General features: G+C 62.3%; 22 protein-coding genes, 1 tRNA gene and 1 pseudogene. 17 read left to right on the forward strand and 7 right to left on the reverse strand.

The features are described 5' to 3' along the window. Positions 1–62 precede the first annotated feature (62 nt). Entirely contained in the window at positions 63–1,619 is a 1,557-nt protein-coding gene (gene norR, locus K4A76_RS04125; RefSeq protein ID WP_274411622.1) for a nitric oxide reductase transcriptional regulator NorR, read from the reverse strand. A gap of 153 nt (positions 1,620–1,772) precedes the next feature. On the opposite strand from norR, the gene hmpA reads away from it, so the two are divergent. The 13 genes from hmpA to K4A76_RS04190 all read left to right on the forward strand — a co-directional run bounded on the left by hmpA (position 1,773) and on the right by K4A76_RS04190 (position 14,324). After that, positions 1,773–2,948 (forward strand): NO-inducible flavohemoprotein, encoded by a 1,176-nt coding sequence (gene hmpA / locus K4A76_RS04130; protein ID WP_274411623.1) that lies wholly within the window; start codon positions 1,773–1,775, stop codon positions 2,946–2,948. Between the two features lie 393 nt (positions 2,949–3,341). Further along, on the forward strand, positions 3,342–3,848 hold the full coding sequence (locus tag K4A76_RS04135) for a disulfide bond formation protein B (RefSeq protein ID WP_009685199.1): 507 nt from the start codon (positions 3,342–3,344) through the stop codon (positions 3,846–3,848). A 557-nt stretch (positions 3,849–4,405) separates the two neighbouring features. Next, on the forward strand, positions 4,406–5,347 hold the full coding sequence (gene cyoA, locus K4A76_RS04140; RefSeq protein ID WP_054890292.1) for a ubiquinol oxidase subunit II: 942 nt from the start codon (positions 4,406–4,408) through the stop codon (positions 5,345–5,347). Between the two features lie 3 nt (positions 5,348–5,350). Continuing rightward, entirely contained in the window at positions 5,351–7,369 is a 2,019-nt protein-coding gene (cyoB, locus tag K4A76_RS04145) for a cytochrome o ubiquinol oxidase subunit I (RefSeq protein ID WP_009685201.1), read from the forward strand. A 3-nt stretch (positions 7,370–7,372) separates the two neighbouring features. Beyond that, positions 7,373–7,999, forward strand: coding sequence for a cytochrome o ubiquinol oxidase subunit III (cyoC, locus tag K4A76_RS04150; protein WP_029886722.1), 627 nt, complete (start codon positions 7,373–7,375; stop codon positions 7,997–7,999). After that, a complete protein-coding gene (gene cyoD, locus K4A76_RS04155) occupies positions 7,999–8,331 on the forward strand; it encodes a cytochrome o ubiquinol oxidase subunit IV (RefSeq protein ID WP_003248599.1) in 333 nt (110 codons plus the stop codon). The genes cyoC and cyoD overlap by 1 nt, the downstream gene beginning before the upstream one ends. 11 nt (positions 8,332–8,342) lie before the next feature. Beyond that, positions 8,343–9,230: a heme o synthase gene (cyoE, locus tag K4A76_RS04160; protein ID WP_029886721.1), complete on the forward strand. Its 888-nt coding sequence runs from the start codon at positions 8,343–8,345 to the stop codon at positions 9,228–9,230. 337 nt (positions 9,231–9,567) lie between these two features. Beyond that, entirely contained in the window at positions 9,568–10,776 is a 1,209-nt protein-coding gene (gene alaC / locus K4A76_RS04165) for an alanine transaminase (protein ID WP_054911420.1), read from the forward strand. 218 nt (positions 10,777–10,994) lie between these two features. Further along, positions 10,995–12,122, forward strand: coding sequence for a hypothetical protein (locus K4A76_RS04170; protein WP_274411624.1), 1,128 nt, complete (start codon positions 10,995–10,997; stop codon positions 12,120–12,122). A gap of 126 nt (positions 12,123–12,248) precedes the next feature. Beyond that, positions 12,249–12,632: a YkgJ family cysteine cluster protein gene (locus K4A76_RS04175; RefSeq protein ID WP_029886718.1), complete on the forward strand. Its 384-nt coding sequence runs from the start codon at positions 12,249–12,251 to the stop codon at positions 12,630–12,632. A 170-nt stretch (positions 12,633–12,802) separates the two neighbouring features. Further along, the gene (locus K4A76_RS04180) at positions 12,803–13,366 is read left to right on the forward strand and encodes a GNAT family N-acetyltransferase (RefSeq protein ID WP_009681616.1); all 564 of its coding nucleotides are present in this window, start codon (positions 12,803–12,805) and stop codon (positions 13,364–13,366) included. Between the two features lie 11 nt (positions 13,367–13,377). Then, positions 13,378–13,917: a hypothetical protein gene (locus tag K4A76_RS04185; RefSeq protein WP_274411625.1), complete on the forward strand. Its 540-nt coding sequence runs from the start codon at positions 13,378–13,380 to the stop codon at positions 13,915–13,917. Between the two features lie 20 nt (positions 13,918–13,937). Further along, complete coding sequence (locus tag K4A76_RS04190; RefSeq protein ID WP_054890549.1) at positions 13,938–14,324, forward strand: lysozyme inhibitor LprI family protein; 387 nt, start codon at positions 13,938–13,940, stop codon at positions 14,322–14,324. Positions 14,325–14,562: 238 nt separating this feature from the next. Here the strand turns inward: K4A76_RS04190 and mnmH are convergent, their stop codons facing one another. Then, the gene (mnmH, locus tag K4A76_RS04195) at positions 14,563–15,675 is read right to left on the reverse strand and encodes a tRNA 2-selenouridine(34) synthase MnmH (protein WP_274411626.1); all 1,113 of its coding nucleotides are present in this window, start codon (positions 15,673–15,675) and stop codon (positions 14,563–14,565) included. Continuing rightward, positions 15,675–16,709 (reverse strand): selenide, water dikinase SelD, encoded by a 1,035-nt coding sequence (gene selD / locus K4A76_RS04200; RefSeq protein ID WP_029887425.1) that lies wholly within the window; start codon positions 16,707–16,709, stop codon positions 15,675–15,677. The genes mnmH and selD overlap by 1 nt, the downstream gene beginning before the upstream one ends. Before the next feature lie 193 nt (positions 16,710–16,902). Between selD and K4A76_RS04205 the strand changes: the two genes are divergently transcribed. From K4A76_RS04205 to phnE, 4 genes are read left to right on the forward strand one after another with little or no spacing between them, the layout of a single operon-like run. Next, entirely contained in the window at positions 16,903–17,757 is an 855-nt protein-coding gene (locus tag K4A76_RS04205; RefSeq protein ID WP_110678806.1) for a putative selenate ABC transporter substrate-binding protein, read from the forward strand. Then, positions 17,754–18,563 carry a phosphonate ABC transporter ATP-binding protein gene (locus K4A76_RS04210; protein WP_110678808.1) on the forward strand — a complete coding sequence of 270 codons (810 nt, stop codon included), beginning with the start codon at positions 17,754–17,756 and terminating at the stop codon, positions 18,561–18,563. Before K4A76_RS04205 ends, K4A76_RS04210 begins: the two co-directional genes overlap by 4 nt. Beyond that, a complete protein-coding gene (locus K4A76_RS04215) occupies positions 18,557–19,384 on the forward strand; it encodes a PhnE/PtxC family ABC transporter permease (RefSeq protein ID WP_274411627.1) in 828 nt (275 codons plus the stop codon). The genes K4A76_RS04210 and K4A76_RS04215 overlap by 7 nt, the downstream gene beginning before the upstream one ends. Then, positions 19,381–20,148 carry a phosphonate ABC transporter, permease protein PhnE gene (gene phnE, locus K4A76_RS04220; protein WP_274411628.1) on the forward strand — a complete coding sequence of 256 codons (768 nt, stop codon included), beginning with the start codon at positions 19,381–19,383 and terminating at the stop codon, positions 20,146–20,148. Before K4A76_RS04215 ends, phnE begins: the two co-directional genes overlap by 4 nt. Before the next feature lie 36 nt (positions 20,149–20,184). On the opposite strand, the gene K4A76_RS04225 is transcribed toward phnE, so the two are convergent. The 4 genes and pseudogenes from K4A76_RS04225 to K4A76_RS04240 form a co-directional block, all read right to left on the reverse strand. Beyond that, positions 20,185–21,078 (reverse strand): bestrophin family protein, encoded by an 894-nt coding sequence (locus K4A76_RS04225; protein WP_047150158.1) that lies wholly within the window; start codon positions 21,076–21,078, stop codon positions 20,185–20,187. Between the two features lie 82 nt (positions 21,079–21,160). Beyond that, positions 21,161–21,262, reverse strand: a pseudogene (locus K4A76_RS04230) (GNAT family N-acetyltransferase); the annotation flags it as partial. A 118-nt stretch (positions 21,263–21,380) separates the two neighbouring features. Further along, positions 21,381–22,028 carry a trypsin-like peptidase domain-containing protein gene (locus K4A76_RS04235; protein WP_274412266.1) on the reverse strand — a complete coding sequence of 216 codons (648 nt, stop codon included), beginning with the start codon at positions 22,026–22,028 and terminating at the stop codon, positions 21,381–21,383. 263 nt (positions 22,029–22,291) lie between these two features. Continuing rightward, positions 22,292–22,376 (reverse strand) — tRNA-Leu (locus K4A76_RS04240). Positions 22,377–22,378: the final 2 nt, after the last annotated feature.

Raw genomic sequence — 22,378 nt, forward strand, 5'->3', positions numbered from 1 at the left:
TATAGCAGCCAGGCGGGAAGCAACCAGATGGCTTTCTGGGTTAATCCTTTTGTAGATAAACCTCAGCGAAGCCCCAGCCGACGGGCCAATCGGCTGAGGTTGGCACGGTCCAGACCCAGCTCGCGCGCCGCTGCCGCCCAGTTGTCCTGATGCCGTTGCAGGCACGCTTCGATCACCTGGCGCTGGTAGCTGTCGACGGCCTCGCGCAGGCCACCCTCGGGCAGGTTGGCTAGCGACAGCGGCGGGGCAGGGAGGGGCGTGGCTGCGGCCGCCGGTGCCGTTGTACGCACGTCCAGGTCGTTGGCCTCAAGGGTCAGGATACGTGGTCGGTCGGGGTGTTGGCCCAGCGCCTTGAGCGCCGAACGGCCGATCAGGTGTTCCAGTTCGCGCACGTTGCCAGGCCAGGCATACGCCAGCAGCGCGGCCTGGGCCTCACTGCTCAGGCGCAGGCTGTTCAGGCCCAGGCGCGAACGGTTCTGTTCGAGGAAGTAGCCGGCCAATAGCAGCACATCACGCCCACGTTCGCGCAGTGGCGGTACCTGCAGCGGGTACACGCTGAGGCGGTGATAGAAGTCGGCGCGGAAGTTGCCGTTGCGCACCTCGGCCGCCAGGTCACGGTTGGTGGCGGCGATCAGGCGCACGTCCACGCGGTGCTCGCGGTCCGACCCCAGGCGTTGCAACTGACCGCTTTGCAAAACGCGCAGCAGCTTGGCCTGCACGGTCAGCGGCAGTTCGCCGACTTCGTCGAGGAACAGCGTGCCGCCGTTGGCCAGTTCGAACTTGCCGCGGCGCTCGCCGTGCGCGCCGGTGAAGGCCCCGCGCACATGGCCGAACAGCTCACTTTCCACCAGGGTGTCCGGCAGGGCTGCGCAATTGAGGCTGACCAGCGGCTGGTTGGCGCGGCTACTGGCCTGGTGCAGGGCCTGCGCCACCAACTCTTTGCCAACACCGGTTTCGCCGGTGATCAGTACGGTCAGGTCGCTGCCACCGACCAGGCGGATCTCTTCCACCAAGCGTTTGTGGGCCGGGCTTTGGCCGATCAGTTCCTGGTGCTGGCCACTGGCCTGGCGGTAGATTTCGGCGCGGTGGTGTTCGTCTTCGGCACGCAGGGCCAGGTGGTGGATACGCTCGGCCACGGTTACGGTCGCGGCGGCCAGGCTGGCGAAAGCTTGCAGGGCATCCAGCTCCAGGCTCTGGAACTGCCCCGGCGTCAGCGCATCGAGGGTGACCAGGCCCCATGGGCGCTCATCGACCATCAACGGGCAGCCCATGCAGTCGTGAACTTCGAGCGAGGCCGCGACGGCGGTCACCAGGCCATCATAGGGGTCGGGCAGCTCGGAATCGCTGGCGAAGCGGGTGGGCTCGGGGCGGCTGAGCAGGATCTGGAAGCGCGGGTGTTCGCTCACCCGGAACCGCCGGCCGAGGGTATCGGGGCTCAGCCCGTCCACGGCCAGCGGTACCAGCCATTCGCCGTCCAGGCGCAGCAGCGCGGCGGCATCGCATGGCAGCAGGCTGCGCATGGCCTGCAACAGGCGGCGGTAGCGCTCCTGGTCGGGCAGTTCGCGGGACAGGTCACTGACCAGTGGCAGCAACGTGGTGAGCAAAGGCTTTGTGGTCATATGGACTCCAGTAGGTCTTTATGACTATACGGCCTACTGCGTCTTTTTGACATGGTGGGTATCAAGTATCTGATTTAATTGGAAATTTAAGTTGGCACGATTGGTGTAATGACCTAGGCATCATTCGAAGCCCTAGGCCCAGGAGTCACCGCAATGCTCAATGCCGACCAACGTGCGATCATCAAGGCCACCGTCCCACTGCTGGAAAGGGGCGGGGAAGCGCTGACCACTCACTTCTACAAGATGATGCTCAGCGAGTACCCCGAGGTGCGTCCGCTGTTCAACCAGGCCCACCAGGCCAGTGGCGACCAGCCGCGCGCGCTGGCCAACGGCGTGCTGATGTATGCCCGCCACATCGACCAGCTGGAGCAACTGGGCGGCCTGGTCGGGCAGATCATCAACAAGCACGTCGCCCTGCAGATTCTGCCGGAGCACTACCCGATCGTCGGCAGTTGCCTGCTGCGCGCCATCGAGGAAGTGCTGGGCAAGGACATCGCCACCCCGGCGGTGATCGAGGCTTGGGGCGCTGCCTATGGTCAGTTGGCCGACATCCTGATCGGTGCCGAAGAAGACCTTTACCAGCAAAAGGAAGCGGCCGAAGGTGGCTGGCGCGGCACCCGCGAGTTCCGCCTGGTGCGCCGCGAACAGGAAAGCAGCGAAATCGTTTCGTTCTACTTTGCCCCTGTAGACGGCAAACCGGTGCTCAAGGCCGAGCCCGGGCAGTACATTGGCCTGAAACTGAACATCGACGGTGCCGAACAGCGCCGCAACTATTCGCTGTCGGCGTTGTGCGACGGCAAGGAGTACCGCATCAGCGTCAAGCGCGAGGCGGGCGGCAAGGTGTCCAACTACCTGCATGACCAGTTGCAGGTTGGCGATACCCTGCAACTGTTCCCGCCAGCAGGTGACTTCACCCTGGCAGCCAGTGCCAAGCCGCTGGTACTGATCAGTGGCGGTGTGGGCATTACCCCGACCCTGGCGATGCTGCAGGCCGCCCTGCACACCGGGCGTCAGGTGCATTTCATTCACTGCGCACGCAATGGTGCGGTGCATGCCTTCCGTGACTGGATCGATGGCCTGGCGGCTCGCCACCCGCAGCTCAAGCGCTTCTACTGCTATGCCGAGGCGGATGGTGGTGCGGCCGATGCCGTGGGCGTGCTGAGCGAAGACCTGCTGGCCGAGTGGCTGCCGCGTGAACGGGACGTGGATGCGTACTTCCTTGGGCCGAAGGGCTTCATGGCGGCGGTCAAGCGCCAGCTCAAGGGCCTGGGCGTGCCGGAACAGCAGAGCCGCTACGAGTTCTTCGGGCCGGCGGCGGCGCTGGAGTGATGTAGTCGCCGTACCGGCCCTATCGCCGGCTTGCCGGCGATAGGGCCGGTGAAGGCTTGTGCATTTCCAGCGGCATGCCCGCATCACACCTTTCTGCCTATATATAAAGGAAAGATGAAAGCACCAGCGCCGCTTTCATTCTTAATCATCCTTTAATCACGGTATCCTTCACTCCCGGGTGTCGAGGGGCTTGCCCCTGCGCGGCGTCCGGGTACTGGTTTTTTGCCGCCCGCCGTTGAACCGACCTCGTTCTGGCCGGTCTCAGCCACACCGGATAGCCCTGCGCAGTGCTATCACGCCGCTTCCTCGGCACGCTCACAGGCCCCGCCCAGCGTGTAGACTTGCGCCAGGGCAGGCGGACCACGCTGCCACTTTCCATCGAAGGAACCGGTAATGAACGAACAAACATCGCGCCTGAATCGGGAACGGCGCTTTCTGGTGCTGCTGGGCCTGATCTGCATTTCGCTGATCGGCGGCGCGCTCTACATGCAGGTGGTACTGGGCGAGGCGCCGTGCCCGTTGTGCATCCTGCAGCGCTACGCACTGCTGTTCATTGCCGTGTTCGCGTTCATCGCGGCGGCCATGCCCGGGCGCCGTAGCCTGACCTTCTTCGAGGCCCTGGTCGTGCTCAGTGCCATTGGCGGAATGATTGCGGCTGGCAACCATGTGTATATACTCGCCAACCCGATGGTCAGTTGTGGTATCGATACGCTCCAGCCGATCGTCGATGACCTGCCGCTGGCCAAGCTGTGGCCCTTGGCATTCCAGGTCGATGGCTTCTGCAGCACGCCATACCCGCCGATCCTCGGTTTGTCGCTGGCGCAATGGGCGCTGGTAGCCTTCGTTCTGACCGCTGTGCTGGTGCCGCTCGGCATCTACCGAAACCGCCGCCAGGCTTAGACAAAAGTCCCGATTTGCGTGGGGTCTTTTACAGCCCGCGAGAACAGGGAAAAGTTGCCGCCCGCTTGATCTGGATCAATCCCAAAGCCTTGCAGCATGCGGCTTTGAGGCCTGGCAAGCGGGGTGCGACAAACTGTCGCGAAGTTGAACAATCAGTCGCCATTGTTGCAGATTCTGTAAAAGACTGTTGCTCAATAAGTCATAGTCAAGGGTTGGCGACCTAACTACAATCGCCCCCAATTCCCGTTCGGCACTGCTTGCGAGTCGCAGGATTGAAGGAAGCCCCAGCGCTTCTTTTTGCTGACTTCGTCAAGTTTCGCCCAACGGCGATACCGGGCGGACCCCCCTCCGCGTTTTCCCGCACCAAATGGACTTGGTCTGAAGTACAGGCCTGTTGCCTACGAAACCAAAAGCACCGCTAACCCGCTTGAGCCAAGGTCCTGCAGTCAGACCCAGGCAGGAGCGAGTACGGGCGCGACATGCCTCACTTGGCAGGACGAAGTGTTGGCTACCAAAACACAAATTGCATTGAAGCAAGCTGATCTAGAGGTCGTGAGATGAGTAAAAAGCGTTACCCCAGACTGTTTGGCATATTGCCCTTTTTAGGCATGCTTTTACTCAGTGGGTGCAACTGGACCCTGCTCGACCCGAAGGGCCAGGTCGGCATTGAGCAAAAGAACCTGATCCTGATCGCTACCGGGCTTATGCTGCTGGTGGTGGTGCCCGTCATCATCATGACCCTGGCGTTCGCCTGGAAGTACCGTGCTTCCAACAAGGCTGCCACCTACACCCCTGACTGGTCGCACTCGACCAAGATCGAGGCCGCGGTGTGGATCATCCCGATCCTGATCATCATCGCCCTGGGTTACGTCACCTACAAGTCCACCCACAAGCTGGATCCGTACCGTCCGCTGGACTCCGACGTCAAGCCGGTACAGATCGACGTGGTCGCGCTGGACTGGAAGTGGCTGTTCATCTACCCGGAGCAGGGCATTGCCACGGTCAACAAGATCGTCTTCCCGGCTAACACCCCGGTCAACTTCCGCGTCACCTCCGACGCCGTGATGAACTCGTTCTTCATCCCGGGCCTGGGCGGCCAGATCTACGCCATGGCCGGCATGACCACCAAGCTGCACCTGATCGCCAACGAAAACGGCGAATTCGACGGTATCAGCGCCAACTACAGCGGTGCTGGCTTCACCGGCATGAAATTCAAGGCTACTGCCACTTCCCAGGAAGACTTCGACAAGTGGGTCGCCGAGGTCAAGCAGTCGCCGAAGAAGCTGGACAAGGCCGAATACGAAGCCTTGGCCAAACCAAGCGAAAACAACCCAGTCGCGCTGTATAGCGAGGCATCGCCAGAGCAGTTCCAGCTGATCGTAGACAAGTACGAAGGCATGAACCGCGGCCGTAGCCACGAAGAAGCTGGCAGCAAAGATCTGGCCACAACCAAGGGTGTGGAATCGAGTATGCAACCAGCTGCCGGTGCAGAGGAGTAAGAGATGTTCGGTAAATTAAGCCTGGAGGCGATACCCTATCACGAGCCGATAGTCATGGTGACGCTTGCCATGATCGCGCTCGGCGGTATCGCTGTCGTCGGTCTTATCACCTATTTCCGCAAGTGGACCTACTTGTGGAGCGAGTGGCTGACTACTGTCGACCACAAAAAGATCGGCGTGATGTACATCATCGTCGCGATGGTCATGCTGCTGCGCGGTTTTGCCGACGCCATCATGATGCGTACCCAGCTGGCTGCCGCAACCGGTGGCTCCGAAGGCTACCTGCCGCCTGAACACTATGACCAGATCTTCACCGCCCACGGTGTGATCATGATCATCTTCATGGCGATGCCGTTCTTCACCGGCCTGATGAACCTGGCGGTTCCTCTGCAGATCGGTGCACGTGACGTTGCCTTCCCGTTCCTGAACTCCCTGAGCTTCTACCTGCTGCTGGCAGGCGTGCTGCTGGTCAACATCTCGCTGGGCGTTGGTGAATTCGCCAAGACCGGCTGGGTTGCCTATCCGCCGCTCGCAGGCATCCAGTACAGCCCTGGGGTAGGTGTCGATTACTATATCTGGGCGCTACAGCTATCCGGATTGGGTACGACGCTTACCGGCGTGAACTTCCTCGTCACCGTGATGAAGATGCGCGCACCTGGCATGAAGCTGATGGACATGCCGATCTTCACCTGGACCTGCACCTGGGCCAACGTCCTGATCGTTGCATCGTTCCCGATCCTGACTGCTGCACTCGCGCTGCTGACTGTTGACCGTTATCTGGACTTCCACATTTTCACCAACGAGCTTGGTGGGAACCCGATGATGTACGTCAACCTGTTCTGGGCGTGGGGTCACCCTGAGGTTTACATTCTGATCTTGCCGGCCTTCGGCGTGTTCTCGGAAGTGACTTCGACGTTCTCTGGCAAACGCCTGTTCGGCCACCACTCGATGATCTACGCATCGGGCGCGATCGCCATCCTTGGCTTTGCGGTATGGCTGCACCACTTCTTCACCATGGGTGCCGGCGCCAGCGTCAACACCTTCTTCGGCCTGGCGACGATGCTGATCTCCATCCCGACCGGTGTGAAGCTGTTCAACTGGCTGTTCACCATGTACCAGGGCCGCGTGCGCTTCACCCCGCCGATGCTCTGGACCCTGGGCTTCATGGTCACCTTCTCCATCGGTGGCATGACCGGCGTACTGCTGGCCGTTCCTGGTGCTGACTTCGTTCTGCACAACAGCCTGTTCGTTATTGCGCACTTCCACAACGTGATCATCGGTGGCGCGGTATTCGGCTACATCGCCGGCTTCGCCTTCTGGTTCCCGAAAGCTTTCGGCTTCACCCTGAACGAGAAGTGGGGCAAAGCTGCCTTCTGGTTCTGGCTGTCGGGCTTCTACGTTGCGTTCATGCCGCTGTACGCCCTGGGCTTCATGGGCATGACCCGTCGTCTGAACCACTCCGACAACCCACTGTGGGAACCCTACCTGTACGTAGCCGTTGTCGGCGCCGTGCTGATCCTGTTCGGTATCGCTTGCCAGCTGATCCAGCTGTACGTTTCGGTCCGCGACCGCAACCAGAACCTGGACGTGACCGGCGACCCATGGGGCGGCCGTACCCTGGAATGGTCGACTTCTTCGCCACCTCCGTTCTACAACTTCGCTCACATGCCTGAGAAAGTTGGCCTGGACTGCTGGCACGAAGCCAAGGAAGAAGGCGTTGCGTACAAGGTTCCGGCCAAGTACGAAGCCATCCACATGCCGAGCAACACTGCTACCGGTCTGTTCATGGGCCTGTTCCTGACCGTCTTCGGCTTCGCTTTCATCTGGCACATCTGGTGGCTGGTGGGCGCGAGCCTGGTTGCAACCATCGCTGTCTTCGTTCGCCACGCTGCACGTGACGACCAGGGCTACATGGTTCCGGCCGAAGAAGTGGCGCGCATCGAAGGCGAGCGTATGAAAGCGCTGGCCAAAGCAGGTGCTCTGCCTGCCGGCGCACGTGTCGAATCGTTTGAGCGGGTGTAATCAATGTCCAGTCAAGTAATGCACGGCGGCGCAGCTCATGGTCACGACCATGGGCATGACGACCACCACCACGACTCGGGCCAGATGACCGTACTGGGTTTCTGGCTGTACCTGATGACCGACTGCATCCTGTTTGCGTCGCTCTTCGCCACCTACGCGGTGCTGTCCGGCAGTTTTGCCGGCGGCCCGTCGGGTCACGACATCTTCCAGCTCGATTTCGTAGCTGTTGAAACGCTGTTCCTGCTGCTGTCCTCGATCACCTTCGGCTTCGCCATGCTGAAGATGTTCGATGGCAAGAAAGCAGGTGTGCTGGGCTGGTTGGCTGTGACCTTCCTGTTCGGTGCAGGCTTCATCGCGATGGAAATCTATGAATTCCATCACCTGATCGGCGAGGGCTTCGGCCCGCAGCGCAGTGGCTTCCTGTCGGGCTTCTTTGCCCTGGTAGGTACCCACGGCCTGCACGTGACTGCTGGTCTGATCTGGATGGCAATCATGATGTACCAGATCAACAAGCACGGCATCACGCCGACCGCCAAGACCCGCATGAGCTGCCTGAGCCTGTTCTGGCACTTCCTGGACGTGGTCTGGATCTGCGTATTCACCGTCGTTTACCTGCTGGGGGTTCTGTAATGGCTAACGCACACGACACTCATCACGAAGGTAATCACGGCAGCGTCAAGTCGTACATGATCGGTTTCGTACTGTCGATCATCCTGACCGCGATCCCGTTCGGCCTGGCCATGACCGCCAGCCTGCCGAAGAACCTGACCGTTCTGATCATCGTTGCCATGGCCGTGATCCAGGTAGTTGTGCACCTGGTGTACTTCCTGCACATGGACCGCTCGAAAGAGCAACGCAACAACGTATCGACGTTCCTGTTCACCACGCTGGTGATCGCACTGCTGGTCGGCCTGTCGCTGTGGATCATGTTCAGCATCCACTTCGAAATGCTGGCCAAGTGAGGTAAGACTGCATGTCCGTTAAGCACTTTATCCAAATCACCAAACCGGGGATCATTTTCGGTAACGTGCTTTCCGTGGCAGGCGGTTTCTTCCTTGCCTCGAAGGGCCATGTGGATTTCGCCCTGTTCCTGGCGGCGGTGATCGGTACTTCGCTGGTGGTGGCGTCCGGGTGCGTGTTCAACAACTGCATCGACCGTGACATCGACCACAAGATGGAGCGCACCAAGAACCGCGTGATGGTTCAGGGCGGCATGTCGCTGCCCCTCGCGCTGATCTACGCCACCCTGCTTGGGGTGGCGGGTTTCAGCCTGCTGTATGTCCAGGCCAACCCGCTGTCGGCGTTCTGCGCAGCAGTAGGGTTCGTCGTCTACGTCGGCTTCTACAGCCTGTGGCTGAAGCGCAAGTCGGTGCACGGCACCTTGGTCGGCAGCCTGTCAGGTGCCATGCCTCCGGTGATCGGCTACTGTGCCGTGAGCAACAGCTTCGACCTGGCTGCGGTAACCTTGCTGGTGATGTTCAGCCTGTGGCAAATGCCGCACAGCTTTGCCATTGCCATCTTCCGCTTCAAGGATTACAGCGCTGCCAACATTCCGGTGCTACCGGTGGCGCGCGGCATTCTGGCGGCGAAGAAGCAGATCGTGCTGTACGTACTGGCTTTCGTGCTCGCTACCTTGATGCTCACCCTCGGCGGTTACGCCGGCCTCGGCTACCTGGCCGTGGCAGCTGCCATGGGCCTGTACTGGCTGTACATGGCCTGGGGTGGCTACAAGGCCGAGGATGACAGCAAGTGGGCACGCAAGGTGTTCGGCTTCTCCATCCTCACCGTCACTGCCCTGAGCGTGATGATGGGTGTGGACAGCCAAACCGCTGCGGACGTGCTGATGACATACGCACGCTGAAATAGCTGCCTGTTTCACGAAAACCCCGGCCATGTGCTGGGGTTTTTTTATGGGTGTTTTTCCTGTGCCGGCCTTTTCGCGGGCTTGCCCGCTCCCACATGTACGGCGCAGGTCCCAGGGGCTGCGGGTAACCCTGTGGGAGCGGGCGAGCCCGCGAAGAGGCCAGCGCAGGAAAACATAAATCCTGTATTTTCAAAAAATACTTCTGAAAAGATCCAAAAAAACAGGAATTTGTCCTTTACAAGTATCCTGTCTCGGCACTATCTTCTGATCCAGGCCGCCACATCGGCCAGCGTCGCTCGGACGGTTCCGGGCGCTTACGTTCTCAGAGGAAACCATGGCCAACCCAGGTTCGCCGCGCCGCTTTGCGCGCATCGATCGTCTCCCCCCTTACGTCTTCAACATCACTGCCGAGCTCAAGATGGCTGCCCGCCGCCGTGGCGAGGACATCATCGACCTGAGCATGGGTAACCCCGATGGCGCCACGCCGCCGCACATTGTCGAGAAGCTGGTGCAGGTTGCCCAGCGTGAAGACACCCACGGCTATTCCACCTCGCGCGGTATTCCGCGCCTGCGCCGGGCCATCGCCAACTGGTACAAGGAACGCTACGAAGTCGACATCGACCCGGAGAGCGAAGCCATTGTCACCATCGGTTCGAAGGAAGGCCTGGCGCACCTGATGCTCGCCACCCTCGACCAGGGCGACACCGTGCTGGTGCCCAACCCCAGCTACCCGATCCACATCTACGGGGCGGTGATCGCCGGCGCCCAGGTGCGCTCCGTGCCGCTGGTACCGGGGGTGGACTTCTTCAACGAGCTTGAGCGCGCCATTCGCGAGTCGATACCCAAGCCGAAGATGATGATCCTTGGCTTCCCGTCCAACCCCACCGCGCAGTGCGTGGAGCTGGACTTCTTCGAGCGTGTGGTGGCACTGGCCAAGCAGTATGGTGTGCTGGTGGTGCATGACTTGGCCTATGCCGACATCGTCTATGACGGCTGGAAAGCCCCGTCGATCATGCAGGTGCCGGGCGCCAAGGACATTGCGGTGGAGTTCTTCACCCTGTCCAAAAGCTACAACATGGCGGGTTGGCGCATTGGCTTCATGGTCGGCAACCCCGAGCTGGTCAATGCGCTGGCGCGGATCAAGAGCTACCACGACTACGGCACCTTCACCCCGCTGCAGGTGGCGGCCATCGCTGCCCTGGAAGGTGACCAGCAGTGCGTGCGCGACATTGCCGAGCAGTACCGCCAGCGCCGCAACCTGCTGGTCAAAGGCCTGCACGAGCTGGGCTGGATGGTCGAGAACCCCAAGGCGTCGATGTACGTCTGGGCGAAAATCCCGCCGGCGTATGCACACCTGGGGTCGCTGGAGTTTTCCAAGAAGCTGCTGGCCGAGGCCAAGGTATGCGTGTCGCCGGGCATCGGTTTCGGTGATTACGGCGATGATCATGTGCGCTTTGCCCTGATCGAGAACCAGGACCGCATTCGTCAGGCCATTCGCGGTATCCGGCAGATGTTCCGGGCTGACGGGCTGGCTCGCAAGTAAGCTTTAGGGGCCGCTTTGCGGCCCATCGCGACACAAGGCCGCTCCCACAGGGGCCACGCAGCATCCGAAAGCTGCGCTGTACCTGTGGGAGCGGCCTTGTGTCGCGAAAGGGCTGCAAAGCAGCCCCAGGATCTTCAGCCGGGCGAGCTTTCCGCCTGCATTCCAAGGCTCGGCCAACCTACCTTCGGCACTCATTTCTCACCGAAGGGATCCCCCCCATGAGTGTCTTCACCGCCTATTTCTGTGGCACCGGCTCGCACCGCTTCGACCACGCCAACCCCAACTTCTGGAACGGCGAGCTGGTTTCGACCCTGGCCAGCAACGAGCAGGGCCACGAGTTCGCCCATTGGATTGCTGTCGATGGTCCAGGCAGCGGCAACCTTCAGGATGACAACCTGTTCGTGGAACCTGGTGGCTATTACAACTGGACCGGGCAGCTGTTTGGTCGCGGCTGGGAAGAAAACGTCAACCACGTGCTGCAGGTGATCAAAGGCGAAAGCAACTGGCAGCGCAACGAACTGAGCAAGGAAGAATACGAGCGGCTGAAGCAAGCTGGGGTGCCGATACCGGATGCCAGGTCTGCGGCCTCATGGTTCTGGCGCAACTACAGCTACGGCGCCCGCCACCCAACACCGCAGCAATTGCAGGAGGGCATCATCAGTATGTTCCGCAAGCCGCGCCTGCCGACCCAGGTCAACCTGGTGGGCTGGAGCAGGGGAGGGATCAGTTGCCACATGCTGGCCAATGCCATGGCACAAGACCCTGTACTGCGCGACATACCGGTGAACATCTTTGCCATCGACCCGGTACCGGGGGTTGGCAATGTGCAGCAGCAGCGGGTCAGCTTGGCCGGCAACGTGAAGGAGTACGTGGGGTTTTATTCGCGGGATGAGCGTTCCAAAGGGTTTGCCTGCGTGGTTCCTGCCGTGGCGAGCACCACACGCATCTGCATTTATCCAATGCCTGGCCGGCACGCCACGCTGGTAGGCAACGCATCGGTTGACGGCGCGAGCGCAGGCAAGGCGTTGGCTGAACCGGGGTTGATCGTTCGCCACTTTGCCGAAGTCTGCCTGGCCCGCTGGGGTGTGCAGTTGGGCAAGCGCCTGGCGTTGACCGACAGCCAGTTGATGCAGTATCACCAGCAAATGGCAGCGGCGGACGACCAGTACCAGGCCATGCGGAATGCGTCCTATACCGTGCTCACCGAGGGTGAGAAGGACGACCGCCTGGTGCACTGTGGTCAAGCGCCCATGCGCTTTAGCGAGGTGCAGGGTACAGCCTACGAACCCAGCACGGGCCTGGCCTTGCAGCGCTGGGACGCCGACACTTACAAAGCCATCTGCTAGCGTTGCCAGGCGGCCGGATCAGCGGCAATTTTTTTTGCATTGCCCCTCTATCCAGCCGCCCCTGCTTGGACTGAGAATGGCGCCGCGGGCCAGACCCGATAACAACAACCTTCCCTCCGTGCCATCATGTCCGAATACAACCCTTGCCTTGACTGCGGCGCCTGCTGCGGGTACTTCCGTGTGTCTTTCTTCTGGGGCGAATGCCAGTCTGCCGGGGGCGTTGTCCCGGATGACCTGGTAGTGCAGGTCAACCCTACCCGTGTGGCCATGATCGGCACCGATGCCAAGCCGTGCCGCTGTATCGCCCTTCAGGGCGAGGTTGGCAAAGAGGTGGCCTGTACCATTTATGCCAACCGCTCCAGCCCCTGCCGTGAGTTCGAGGCGTCGTGGGAGGGTGGGGTACATAACCCCAGTTGTGACGCTGCCCGGGCAGCATATGGCCTGCCACCGCTGACACCGCCTGGGGCCAACGAGCCGCATTGGCCGGATGATGGGGCCGAGGTGGCCTGACGCTTTTTCGCTGGCCTGCACTGGCCCTATCGCCGGCAAGCCAGCTCCCACAGGTACTGCGCAAAGCTCAGGTGTTGGGTCGCCATGGGCTGCGCAGCAGCCCCGGGATGCCGTAACCTCGCGCTTGACGTTAAACTGTCATCTCCCCAGCAATGGACAGGAGATCCGGCGTGACCCCACCCCGCAGTTTCCCCAGTGACCTCTGCCTCGACAGCCCGCGCCTGCAACTGCGCCCCATGCGCCATGCCGATGCCGCGCAGTGGCTGGCGATCATGGCCGACCCCGAGGTCATGCGTTATTGGCACCATGCCCCTTGGCAAAACCTGGCCGAGGCCGAGAGCGCCCTGGCCGCCGACCGCGAAGCCTATGCCAATGGCGACCAGCTCAAGCTGGGTATGTACCGCCGCGACAACGGTGAACTCATCGGCATGGTCCAGTTGTTCAACATCGACGATGTTTCCCGCCGTGGCGAGATCGGCTACTGCCTGGCCAGCGCCGTGCAGGGCAGGGGCTACATGGACGAAGCGCTCACCTGCTTCATCGATTACCTGGCCAACACCCTGCACATGCGCCGCCTGGAAGGTGAGATCGACCCGCGCAACCAAGGCTCGGCACGCACCCTGGAACGGCAAGGTTTCGTGCTTGAAGGCACCCTGCGGGCGCGCTGGTGCGTAGCCGGTGAGTTGTCCGACTCCGGCATCTATGGTCTGCTGCTTGAGCCCCCGGTCGCCTAGGAATTTGCCCTTTGCCCGTTTTCTACCTGAGCATCAGCCTGCTGCTGTACTCGCTCGCCCTGTTCTTCAACGGCGCGCACATGAATGGCGGGCATCACATGCCGGCGCTGCAGATGCTGCTGTACGGGCCATGGGGCTTGCCCTTCGGCTTGCACCAATGGTTTGCCAACCCGCTGCTGGCGTTGGCCATCCTTGCCCACCGGCGCTTTCGCCGGCTGGCATTGCTGGCCGGGTTGGCGGCGGCTTACCTGGCGGGCAGCAGCTTCGGCATCACCCGTCTGCCGGATAACCAGACTTATGAATTCCATGACCTCAGCGGGTTTGGTGCCGGCTTCTACCTGTGGCTGGCGGCGATGGGCGTGTTTTGCCTGGGTCAGGCCTGGCATTGCTGGAAGGCCCGCAGCGCTGAGGACATGCCCGGTTGGAACTGGCTTGATGTGGCCTTGATTGCGGCGTTGGGTGTGGCGGTTTATGCCGCCACACAGATGCCAGCGCTGCAATTCGAGCCGGGCAAGGTGCTGATTCCGCCGGTGCAACCCCAGACGCTTTGATACCTAAAAGGAGAGTTGGCATGTGCAAGCAATACCTGGCAGGGCTGGCACTGACCTGCGTGCTGCCATTGGCCGTGGCCGATGACTACACGGCGGCCTACGTGCAGTGCATGGACAAGGCCTCCAGTACGGTGGCCATGAGTGAGTGCATCGGGGCCGAGACGCAGGTGCAGGACCAGCGCTTGAACCGGGTGTACAAGCAACTGATGGGCAAGCTGGATGCCGGGCAGCAGAAAAGCTTGCGCGATGTGCAGCGCAAGTGGCTGGCGTACCGCGATGGCAATTGCCAGTTTCATGTGCAGGCCAGTGGCGGGACCATGGCGCAGCTGGAAGGCGGTACCTGCATGATGAGCATGACCCGCGACCGCGCGGCGGAGCTGGAGCGGGTGCTTAGCCCGGGGCAGTGAGTTGCCTGTACGGGCCTCTTCGCGGGCATGCCCGCTCCCACAGGGGTAGTGTTGGGAGCAACTGTCTTGTACTGCCTGGACTGGCCTCATCGCCGGCAAGCCAGCTCCCACAGGGATTGCGCCAGCTTATGGCTTTGAGCACGACAGTTGCCCCCACAGGGATTGCACAGGATTTGAAGTCGATGCGATCGAGGTGGGAGCTGGCTTGCCTGCGATGGGGCGCGAAGCGACCCTGGTTTTACAGGTGTGGCTGGCGCAGTGCCCGGGCCTTGAGGTACTCGCGCACTTCCACGGCATCCCCGGCAAACTCGATGCGCTCGGCCTTGGCTGCCCGCTGGTAGGCATACATCGGGTCGTAGTACTCGTTCAGCAAACCCTCGATCCAGCCCCGGTGCAGGTCCACCGCGCCGCTGCGCTGCTGTTCTTCCAGGGCCTGGCGCAGAACTTCCGATAGCCGTTGGTAGCGTTCGCCACCCAGGCGCTTGTGGATGTTGGCCATGCTCTGCAGCATGCGCTCGGCAAACAGGCGGCGACCGTCTTCCTGGCCATGCACGGCCATAAACTCGGCACTCAGGTTGATCACATAGTCGCGAAGAATGCGTTCCACGCGGTTAGCGAAGCTGTCCTCCAGCCACACCAGCGGATACCGCTGCATGCCTTGGTATAGCTCCAGCGGCAATGTGCAACTGCCGACAATGCGGCCTTCATCTTCCAGCACGAACTGCTCGACCCCTCGGGCACGCTTCTTCAGCACATCGATGGCCAACTGGTTCTCGAAATCGATCTGCGCCGGCTGCGCCGTGGCGCGCTTGCCGAAGCTGGAGCCGCGGTGATTGGCGTGGCCTTCCAGGTCGAGCACGTTGTCCAGTTGCTGCAGCACATCGGTCTTGCCGGTGCCGGTCAGGCCGCCGACCAGCACGAAATCGCATTGGGCCACCGCCTGCTGGGTCGTCCCCAGCAGAAAGTTACGCATGGCCTTGTAGCCACCTTTGACGCGTGGGTACTGGATGCCCGCTTCATCGCGCAGCCAGCCCTGCACGATCTGCGAGCGCAGGCCGCCCCTGAAGCAGTACAGGTAGCCCTCGGGATGCGCCTGGGTAAAGGCTACCCAGGCTTGCAGGCGGGCCTGCTTGGTAGCACCGCTGACCAACTGGTGGCCCAGCGCGATGGCGGCGGCCTGGCCCTGTTGCTTGAAGCAGGTGCCGACCTTCTGCCGCTCCTGGTCGTTCATCAGCGGCAGGTTGACCACGCCGGGGAAGGCGCCCTTGGCGAATTCGACCGGCGCGCGCATGTCCATCATCGGCACGTCTTCGAGGAACAGCTGGCGAAAATCGGTGCAGTCGGGGCGCATCAGATCACCTCGACCGCGTGGCTCTGTCGCTCGACCAGCTTGCCGATCGGCGCCAGTTGCAGGCCCAGTTCGGCGGCCACCGCCAGGAACTCTGCTTCACCTTGCGGGGTAACTGCCACCAGCAGGCCACCGCTGGTTTGCGGGTCGCACAGCAGGTGCTTCTGGTCGTCGCTGAGCGTACCGATCTTGTGCCCGTAGCTGTCGTAGTTGCGCAGGGTGCCGCCGGGGATGCAACCCTCGGCCAGGTAGTGGTCGACACTGGGCAGGCGCGGTACAGCGGCGTAGTCCAGGTGCGCGGTAAGGCCGCTGCCTTCTGCCAGTTCGACCAGGTGGCCGAGCAGGCCGAAGCCGGTGACGTCGGTCATGGCCTTGACCCCGTCCAGCTTGCCAAAGCGGCTGCCGGGGGTATTGAGGGTGCACATCCAGTCACGGGCCAGGCCTTGGTCCTGCGCGCGCAGCTTGGCCTTTTTCTCGGCAGTGGTGAGGATGCCGATGCCCAGTGGCTTGGTCAGGTACAGCTGGCAGCCGGCGCTAGCGGTGTCGTTGCGCTTGAGGTGGCGCTTGCTGACCACGCCGGTGACAGCCAGGCCGAAGATGGGCTCGGGAGCGTCGATGGAGTGGCCGCCGGCCAGTGGAATACCGGCTTCAGCGCACACGGCACGGCCACCGCGGATGACTTCGCGGGCGACTTCCGGTGGCAGCACGTTGACTGGCCAGCCAAGGATGGCGATGGCCATCAGCGGGTCGCCGCCCATGGCATAGATGTCGCTGATGGCGTTGGTGGCGGCGATTCGACCGAAGTCATAGGGGTCATCGACGATCGGCATGAAGAAGTCGGTGGTCGAAACCACGCCACGTTCGTCGTCCAGTGCGTATACCGCGGCATCATCGCGTGAGGCGTTGCCGACCCACAGTTTCGGGTCCAGGGCCTGGGTGCCGCTTTCAGCGAGGATCACGTCCAGCACCTTGGGGGAAATCTTGCAGCCACAGCCGGCACCGTGGCTGTACTGGGTCAGGCGAATCGGCTCGCTCATACGTACCTCAGCAGGTCAATTTGTTGCGCGATTGTAGCAAAGCTGGCCTTTGCGCCTGTGCCTCTTATAATTCCTTGGGCCAGTTGCGAGCTTCAAGCTTCAAGCAAAAGCCACATGCAGGCTGCTTTTGCTTGCAGCTTGCAGCTTGCGACTTGCGACTAGCAGCCCCCGCCATTGAACCGGAGAACACCCCATGCTCAAACGCCCCCTGGCGCTCGCCGCTGGCCTTGTGCTGTCCTGCTGTGCCGTTGTCGTGCAGGCCGCTGAAACCTTGCGGGTCAGCGCCATCCCAGATGAAGCACCCACCGAACTGCAGCGCAAGTTCAAGCCGTTGGGCGAGTACCTGGCCAAGCAGTTGGGCATGGAAGTGAAGTTCGTGCCGGTGGCCGATTACCCGGCTGTGGTCGAGTCGCTGGCTTCCGACCGCCTCGACCTGGCCTGGCTGGGTGGGTTCACGTTCGTCCAGGTTCACCTGAAGGACCCGACCGTCACGCCGTTGGTGCAGCGTGAGCAGGATGCGCAGTTCACCTCCAAGTTCATTACCGCCGACCCCAACGTGAAAAGCCTGGCCGACCTGAAGGGCAAGTCGTTTGCCTTCGGCTCCATCTCGTCCACGTCGGGGAGCCTGATGCCGCGCTACTTCATGCTCAAGCAAGACAACATCAAGCCTGAGGACTACTTCAGCCGTGTGGCCTATTCCGGTGCGCATGACGCCACCGTGGCGTGGGTGCAGGCGGGCAAGGTCGACGCAGGTGTGCTCAATGCCAGCGTCTGGCAGAAGCTGGTGGACGCCGGCAAGGTCGATACCAGCAAGGTGAAGGTCTTCGCCACCACACCGACCTATTTCGACTACAACTGGACCGTGCGCGGCAACATGGACCCGGCGCTGAAAGAGAAGATCAAACAGGCCTTCCTCGCCCTCGACCCGGCCAACCCGGCGGACAAGGCGATTCTCGACCTGCAGGCCGCCAGCCGCTTCATCGAGACCAAGGCCGAGAACTACCTGGGCACCGAGCAAGCGGCGCGTGAGGCCGGCCTGCTCAAGTGACAGCCTCGAACGCGGCCATCCACCTGCATGGCGCCGGCCTGCGCCACGGTCAGGTGCGCGCTCTCGATGCCGTCAGCCTGCAGATCGGCCAGGGCGAGCGCGTGGCCATCATCGGGCCTTCGGGCGCGGGCAAGTCCAGCTTGCTGCACCTGATGGCCACGGCCGTGCGGCCTGGCAGCGGGCGCCTGGAACTGCTCGGTGAGCAGCCCTGGGCGTTGTCGGTGCGGGCGCGTCAACGCTTGCGTGCGCGGGTCGGCCTGGTACACCAGGCGCCACCCTTGCCGCCGCGCCAACGGGTGGTCACGGCAGTGCTGGCAGGGCGCCTGGGGCAATGGGGGCTGCTGCGCGGCTTGTTCAACCTGCTGTACCCCAGCGATGTCGCAGGCGCTCGGCAGGTTCTGGCTGAACTGGGCCTGGCCGACAAGCTGTTCGTGCAATGTGGGCAACTGTCCGGCGGGCAGTTGCAACGGGTCGGCATCGCGCGCGCGTTGTATCAACGGCCGCAGGTACTGCTCACCGACGAACCCGTGTCGGCCATGGACCCGGTGCTGGCCGACCACAGCCTGGCTTTGCTCAACCGCCATGCCCAGCGCCATGGCGTTACCCTGGTGGCCAGCCTGCATGCGGTGGAGCTGGCGCTGGCGCATTTCCCTCGGGTGGTCGGTATTCGCGAGGGGCAGGTGGCGTTCGACTGCCCGGCCACTGCGGTCACCAGGCAGATGCTGGATGCGTTGTACGCCAATGAACACCTGGCCTCGCCGCCAACCCCTGGGGCACCCCTGACCGTGCACATTCCGCGATGCTGAATGCCAGCACCCGCGACCCGGCCTTATTGCCGCGGTTGCTGCTGGCCGTGCTGGCTGTGGCCGTCCTGTGGCCGGGTATCCAGTTGAGCGAGCTGAACCCCGGTGTGCTGCTGCAGGCAGAGAACCGGCAGCAGATCGCCCAGTTCACCCGCGCGTTCTGGCCACCGGCCCACGACGCCGATTTCCTTGCGTTGCTGTACGACGCCACGTTGCAGACCCTGGCCGTGGCGACTGCCGGCATGGCGCTGGCATTGCTGCTGGCGATCCCGGCTGGCTTGCTGGCCAGCCGGGCGTTGTCGTTGCGCGCTGCATCCAGGGGCGGACGGGCCGGGTTAGGGGCACGGGTGGTACGCCTGCCTGTGCGCGGGGTGCTGATTTTCCTGCGCAGCGTGCCCGAGATAGTCTGGGCGTTGCTGTTCGTGCGTGCGGTGGGGTTGGGGCCGACGGCAGGGGTACTGGCCATTGCCATTACCTACAGCGGCATGCTCGGCAAGGTCTATGCCGAGATTTTCGAATCGGTCGACCAGCGCCCGGCACATGCCTTGTTGCAGGCGGGCAGCGGGCGCTTGGCGGCGTTCCTCTACGGCATCCTGCCCAATGCCGCCGCCGAGGTGGTGTCGTACACCGTTTACCGCTGGGAATGCGCGGTACGGGCTTCGGTGGTGATGGGCTTTGTTGGCGCCGGGGGGCTGGGGCAGCAGATCGACCTGTCGATGCGCATGTTTGCGGGTGCCGAGGTTGCCAGCATGCTGCTGACCTTCCTATTGCTGGTGATCCTGGCCGACCTGCTCAGCCGCTTGCTGCGTTGGAGGTTGGCATGAACCGGGTGATCAACCTGCTACTGCTGGGGGCCATCGTGGCGGCGGTAGCGGCCTCGTTTGCCTACCTGCAGCTGGACTTGCAAGCACTGGTCGGCAATGGCGGCCTGGGGCAGATGGGCGAATACGCCGGGCGCTTCCTGCACCCTGACTGGTCTGCCGGGCACCTGAAAGCGGTATGGCACGGGGCGCTGGAGACCCTGGCCATGTCCGGGCTGGGCACCCTGTTGGCGATGGTGCTGGGGATGCTGCTGGCGCTGCCGGCGGCGGGCCGCTTCGGTTGGCCGTTGCAGGGCGCTGCGCGGTTGCTGCTCAATGCCCTGCGCGCCATTCCGGAGCTGGTGTGGGCGGCGCTCACCGTGCTGGCTGCCGGGCTTGGGCCCAATGCCGGCACCCTGGCCCTGGCGCTGCACACTGCCGGGGTACTGGGGCGGTTGTTTGCCGAGGCGCTGGAGAACGCGCCGCCAGAGCCTGCGGCGGCGATCCGTTTGCAGGGGGGTAGCCAGGTGGCGGCCTTCTGCTTTGGCACCTTGCCCAATGTGTGGCCGCAGTTGCTGGCGTACAGCTTGTACCGCTGGGAGAACAACATTCGCATGGCCAGCGTGCTGGGGTTTGTCGGGGCGGGGGGGCTGGGGCAGATGCTGTACACCACCTTGAGCCTGTTCCAGGAAGCCCAGGCCAGTACGGTGATCCTTGGCATGCTGGTGCTGGTGTTGCTGGTGGACATGCTCAGTGATGTGTTGCGCCAGCGTTATGTGCGGGCCTGACCGATAGCCAGGGCCGCAAGGCAGCCCCAAAATCCATCAGGCTCCCACAACCTCGCCACACTGCGCCTCGCGCTGCATCGATTCCAGGTTGCGCTCAATCGTCTCGCAGATGGTGTCCATCTGGATCTGGTGTTCACTGAACCTGAACGGGCTCTGCAAGTCGGTACCGATCCGCTCGATGGCCAGCAACATGAACCCCACCACCGTCGACGCCAGCGGTGTGAACCAGCCCAGCGACTCCACCAGCCCCACCGGCACGATCAGGCAGAACAAGGTGATGAACAGGCGCGGAAAATACACGTAAGGGTACGGCAGCGGCGTATTGGCAATCCGCTCCATGCCGCCCTGGGCATTGGACAGGTCCACCAAGGTTGCCTCCAGCCGCGCCAGGCGAATGCTGTCCAGCCGCCCGGCCTGGTATTCCCGGGCCAGCAGGGCCGCCGAGCCGCTGAGGATGTCGTTGGCGAAGTTGTTCGAGCGGTTGCGCCGTTCGAACTCCGCCGGCGGGATAAAAGCCATCAGTTCCTCCGGGCAGGGTTCACCTTTCAGGTGTGCCGCCAGGCAGTTCACATAGGCGACATGCCGGCGCAGCAGGGTGGCCTTGACCGGGTTCAGGCCGTCGTCCGTGTCATCGATCAGGGTCAGCGTCTGCCGGGCAAAACTGCGCGAGCTGTTCACCAGCGCGCCCCATAGCGTGCGTGCTTCCCACCAGCGGTTGTAGGCACTGCTGTTGCGAAAGCTCACCAGCACCACCAGCGCAGAACCCAGCAGGGTCAATGGGATCAGCGGTAAGGTGAACTTGCTGTTGAAGAACAGCATGAAGTCGATGGTGACCAGCACATCCCAGATCAGCAGCCAGAACAGCGACCAGCCGATGTAGCCGATGGTCTTCACCACCAGGCGGTACTTGCGGGCGATGACGTCTTTCACGCGGGGGTACCTCGGAACGCGGGGGATGCAGGATGGGACGTCGAGGGGCGCCGAAGGTTCGCCACCCTTGAGCGGGTGTATCCATAAGGATACGATTGGGTGGCCACTTGATGATGCCGAATGGTGTGAAGCCCAGCTGTGGATAGAGCAGCAGGCCGGCGGTGTCGTGATTGAAGCATGGCACTCAGACCTCCCGAGCGCAGGCACTAATCCCGCGCAGGCCCTGTAGGAGCGGGTTTACCCGCGAAGAGGCCATCAGCCTCACATCCTAGGCCGCTTTCCATCCAGCACCGCGCCCCGATTCACGGCTTGGCGGCCACCGCCACGTAGCCTTTGACCGCAGCCGGCGCCCTCGGCTTGGCCTTGCGTGCCAGCAGGTAGTGATAGCGCCGCCACTCCTTGTCGATCTCGTTGAACGACATGAACACGCTGATGCGTTCCTTGCCGATCAGGTCGGGGCGCCTGCCAGCGTCGATCTCGCTGGTCGGGATGATGGCCACGTTGATGCCTACGACCTTGCCATCGTCGGCAAACACCGGCCCACCCGACATGCCTTTGGTGATCGGGCCATCGTGTACCGAGTAGAAGACACTGCCAGGCGTACCTTCCAGCCGAACCAGCGACGGCAGGGCATGGCCCTTGCCTTGCATCGGCATCATCAAGCTGTTGTAGCCGACCGCCGTCACGGCCTCGCCCGGCACGTACTGGCGCCAGGCCGGTACCGTCGCAGCCTTGTGCTTGAAGAACACCACATCACCGAGGCCTTCGTGAACCACGTTGGGCAGGAAGGGGGTGTGTTTGGCGGTTACTGCGTAATCCTCGTTCCACTGGATGGCGCTGGCCATCAGCAGCATTGGCAGCGGAGCACCGGAGGTGACCACGAATGCCTGGCTGTAGACGGGATCGGAAACGTACGACGTTGGCACTCCATTGCACCCACCCAGCAGCATCATTGCTGCCACACAGGGCGCTATAGCTTTCATGGTTCACACAGGATTGAGGGGAAGAGTGCGCAACTATGGCTAAGTGCCATTATTTGGACAATGCTTTCGTGATATATCCGACGAATGACAGCTTAAGGGCTAATCAGAAGGGTAGACAATAGAATCGGGGTATCGGGGTGAGGCCCGGCGCCGTGGCGGTGGCGTCAAGACGAGGGGTAGTTTTGCGAGGCGAAAAAAAACCGACCATACGGTCGGTTTTTTCCGGATTTTGGTGCCCCGAGGGAGACTCGAACTCCCACTCCTTTCGAAAACGGATTTTGAATCCGCCGCGTCTACCAATTCCGCCATCAGGGCGT

This window comes from Pseudomonas sp. NEEL19 (genome assembly GCF_028751975.1).
GTDB classification, from domain to species: Bacteria; Pseudomonadota; Gammaproteobacteria; order Pseudomonadales; family Pseudomonadaceae; genus Aquipseudomonas; species Aquipseudomonas juntendi.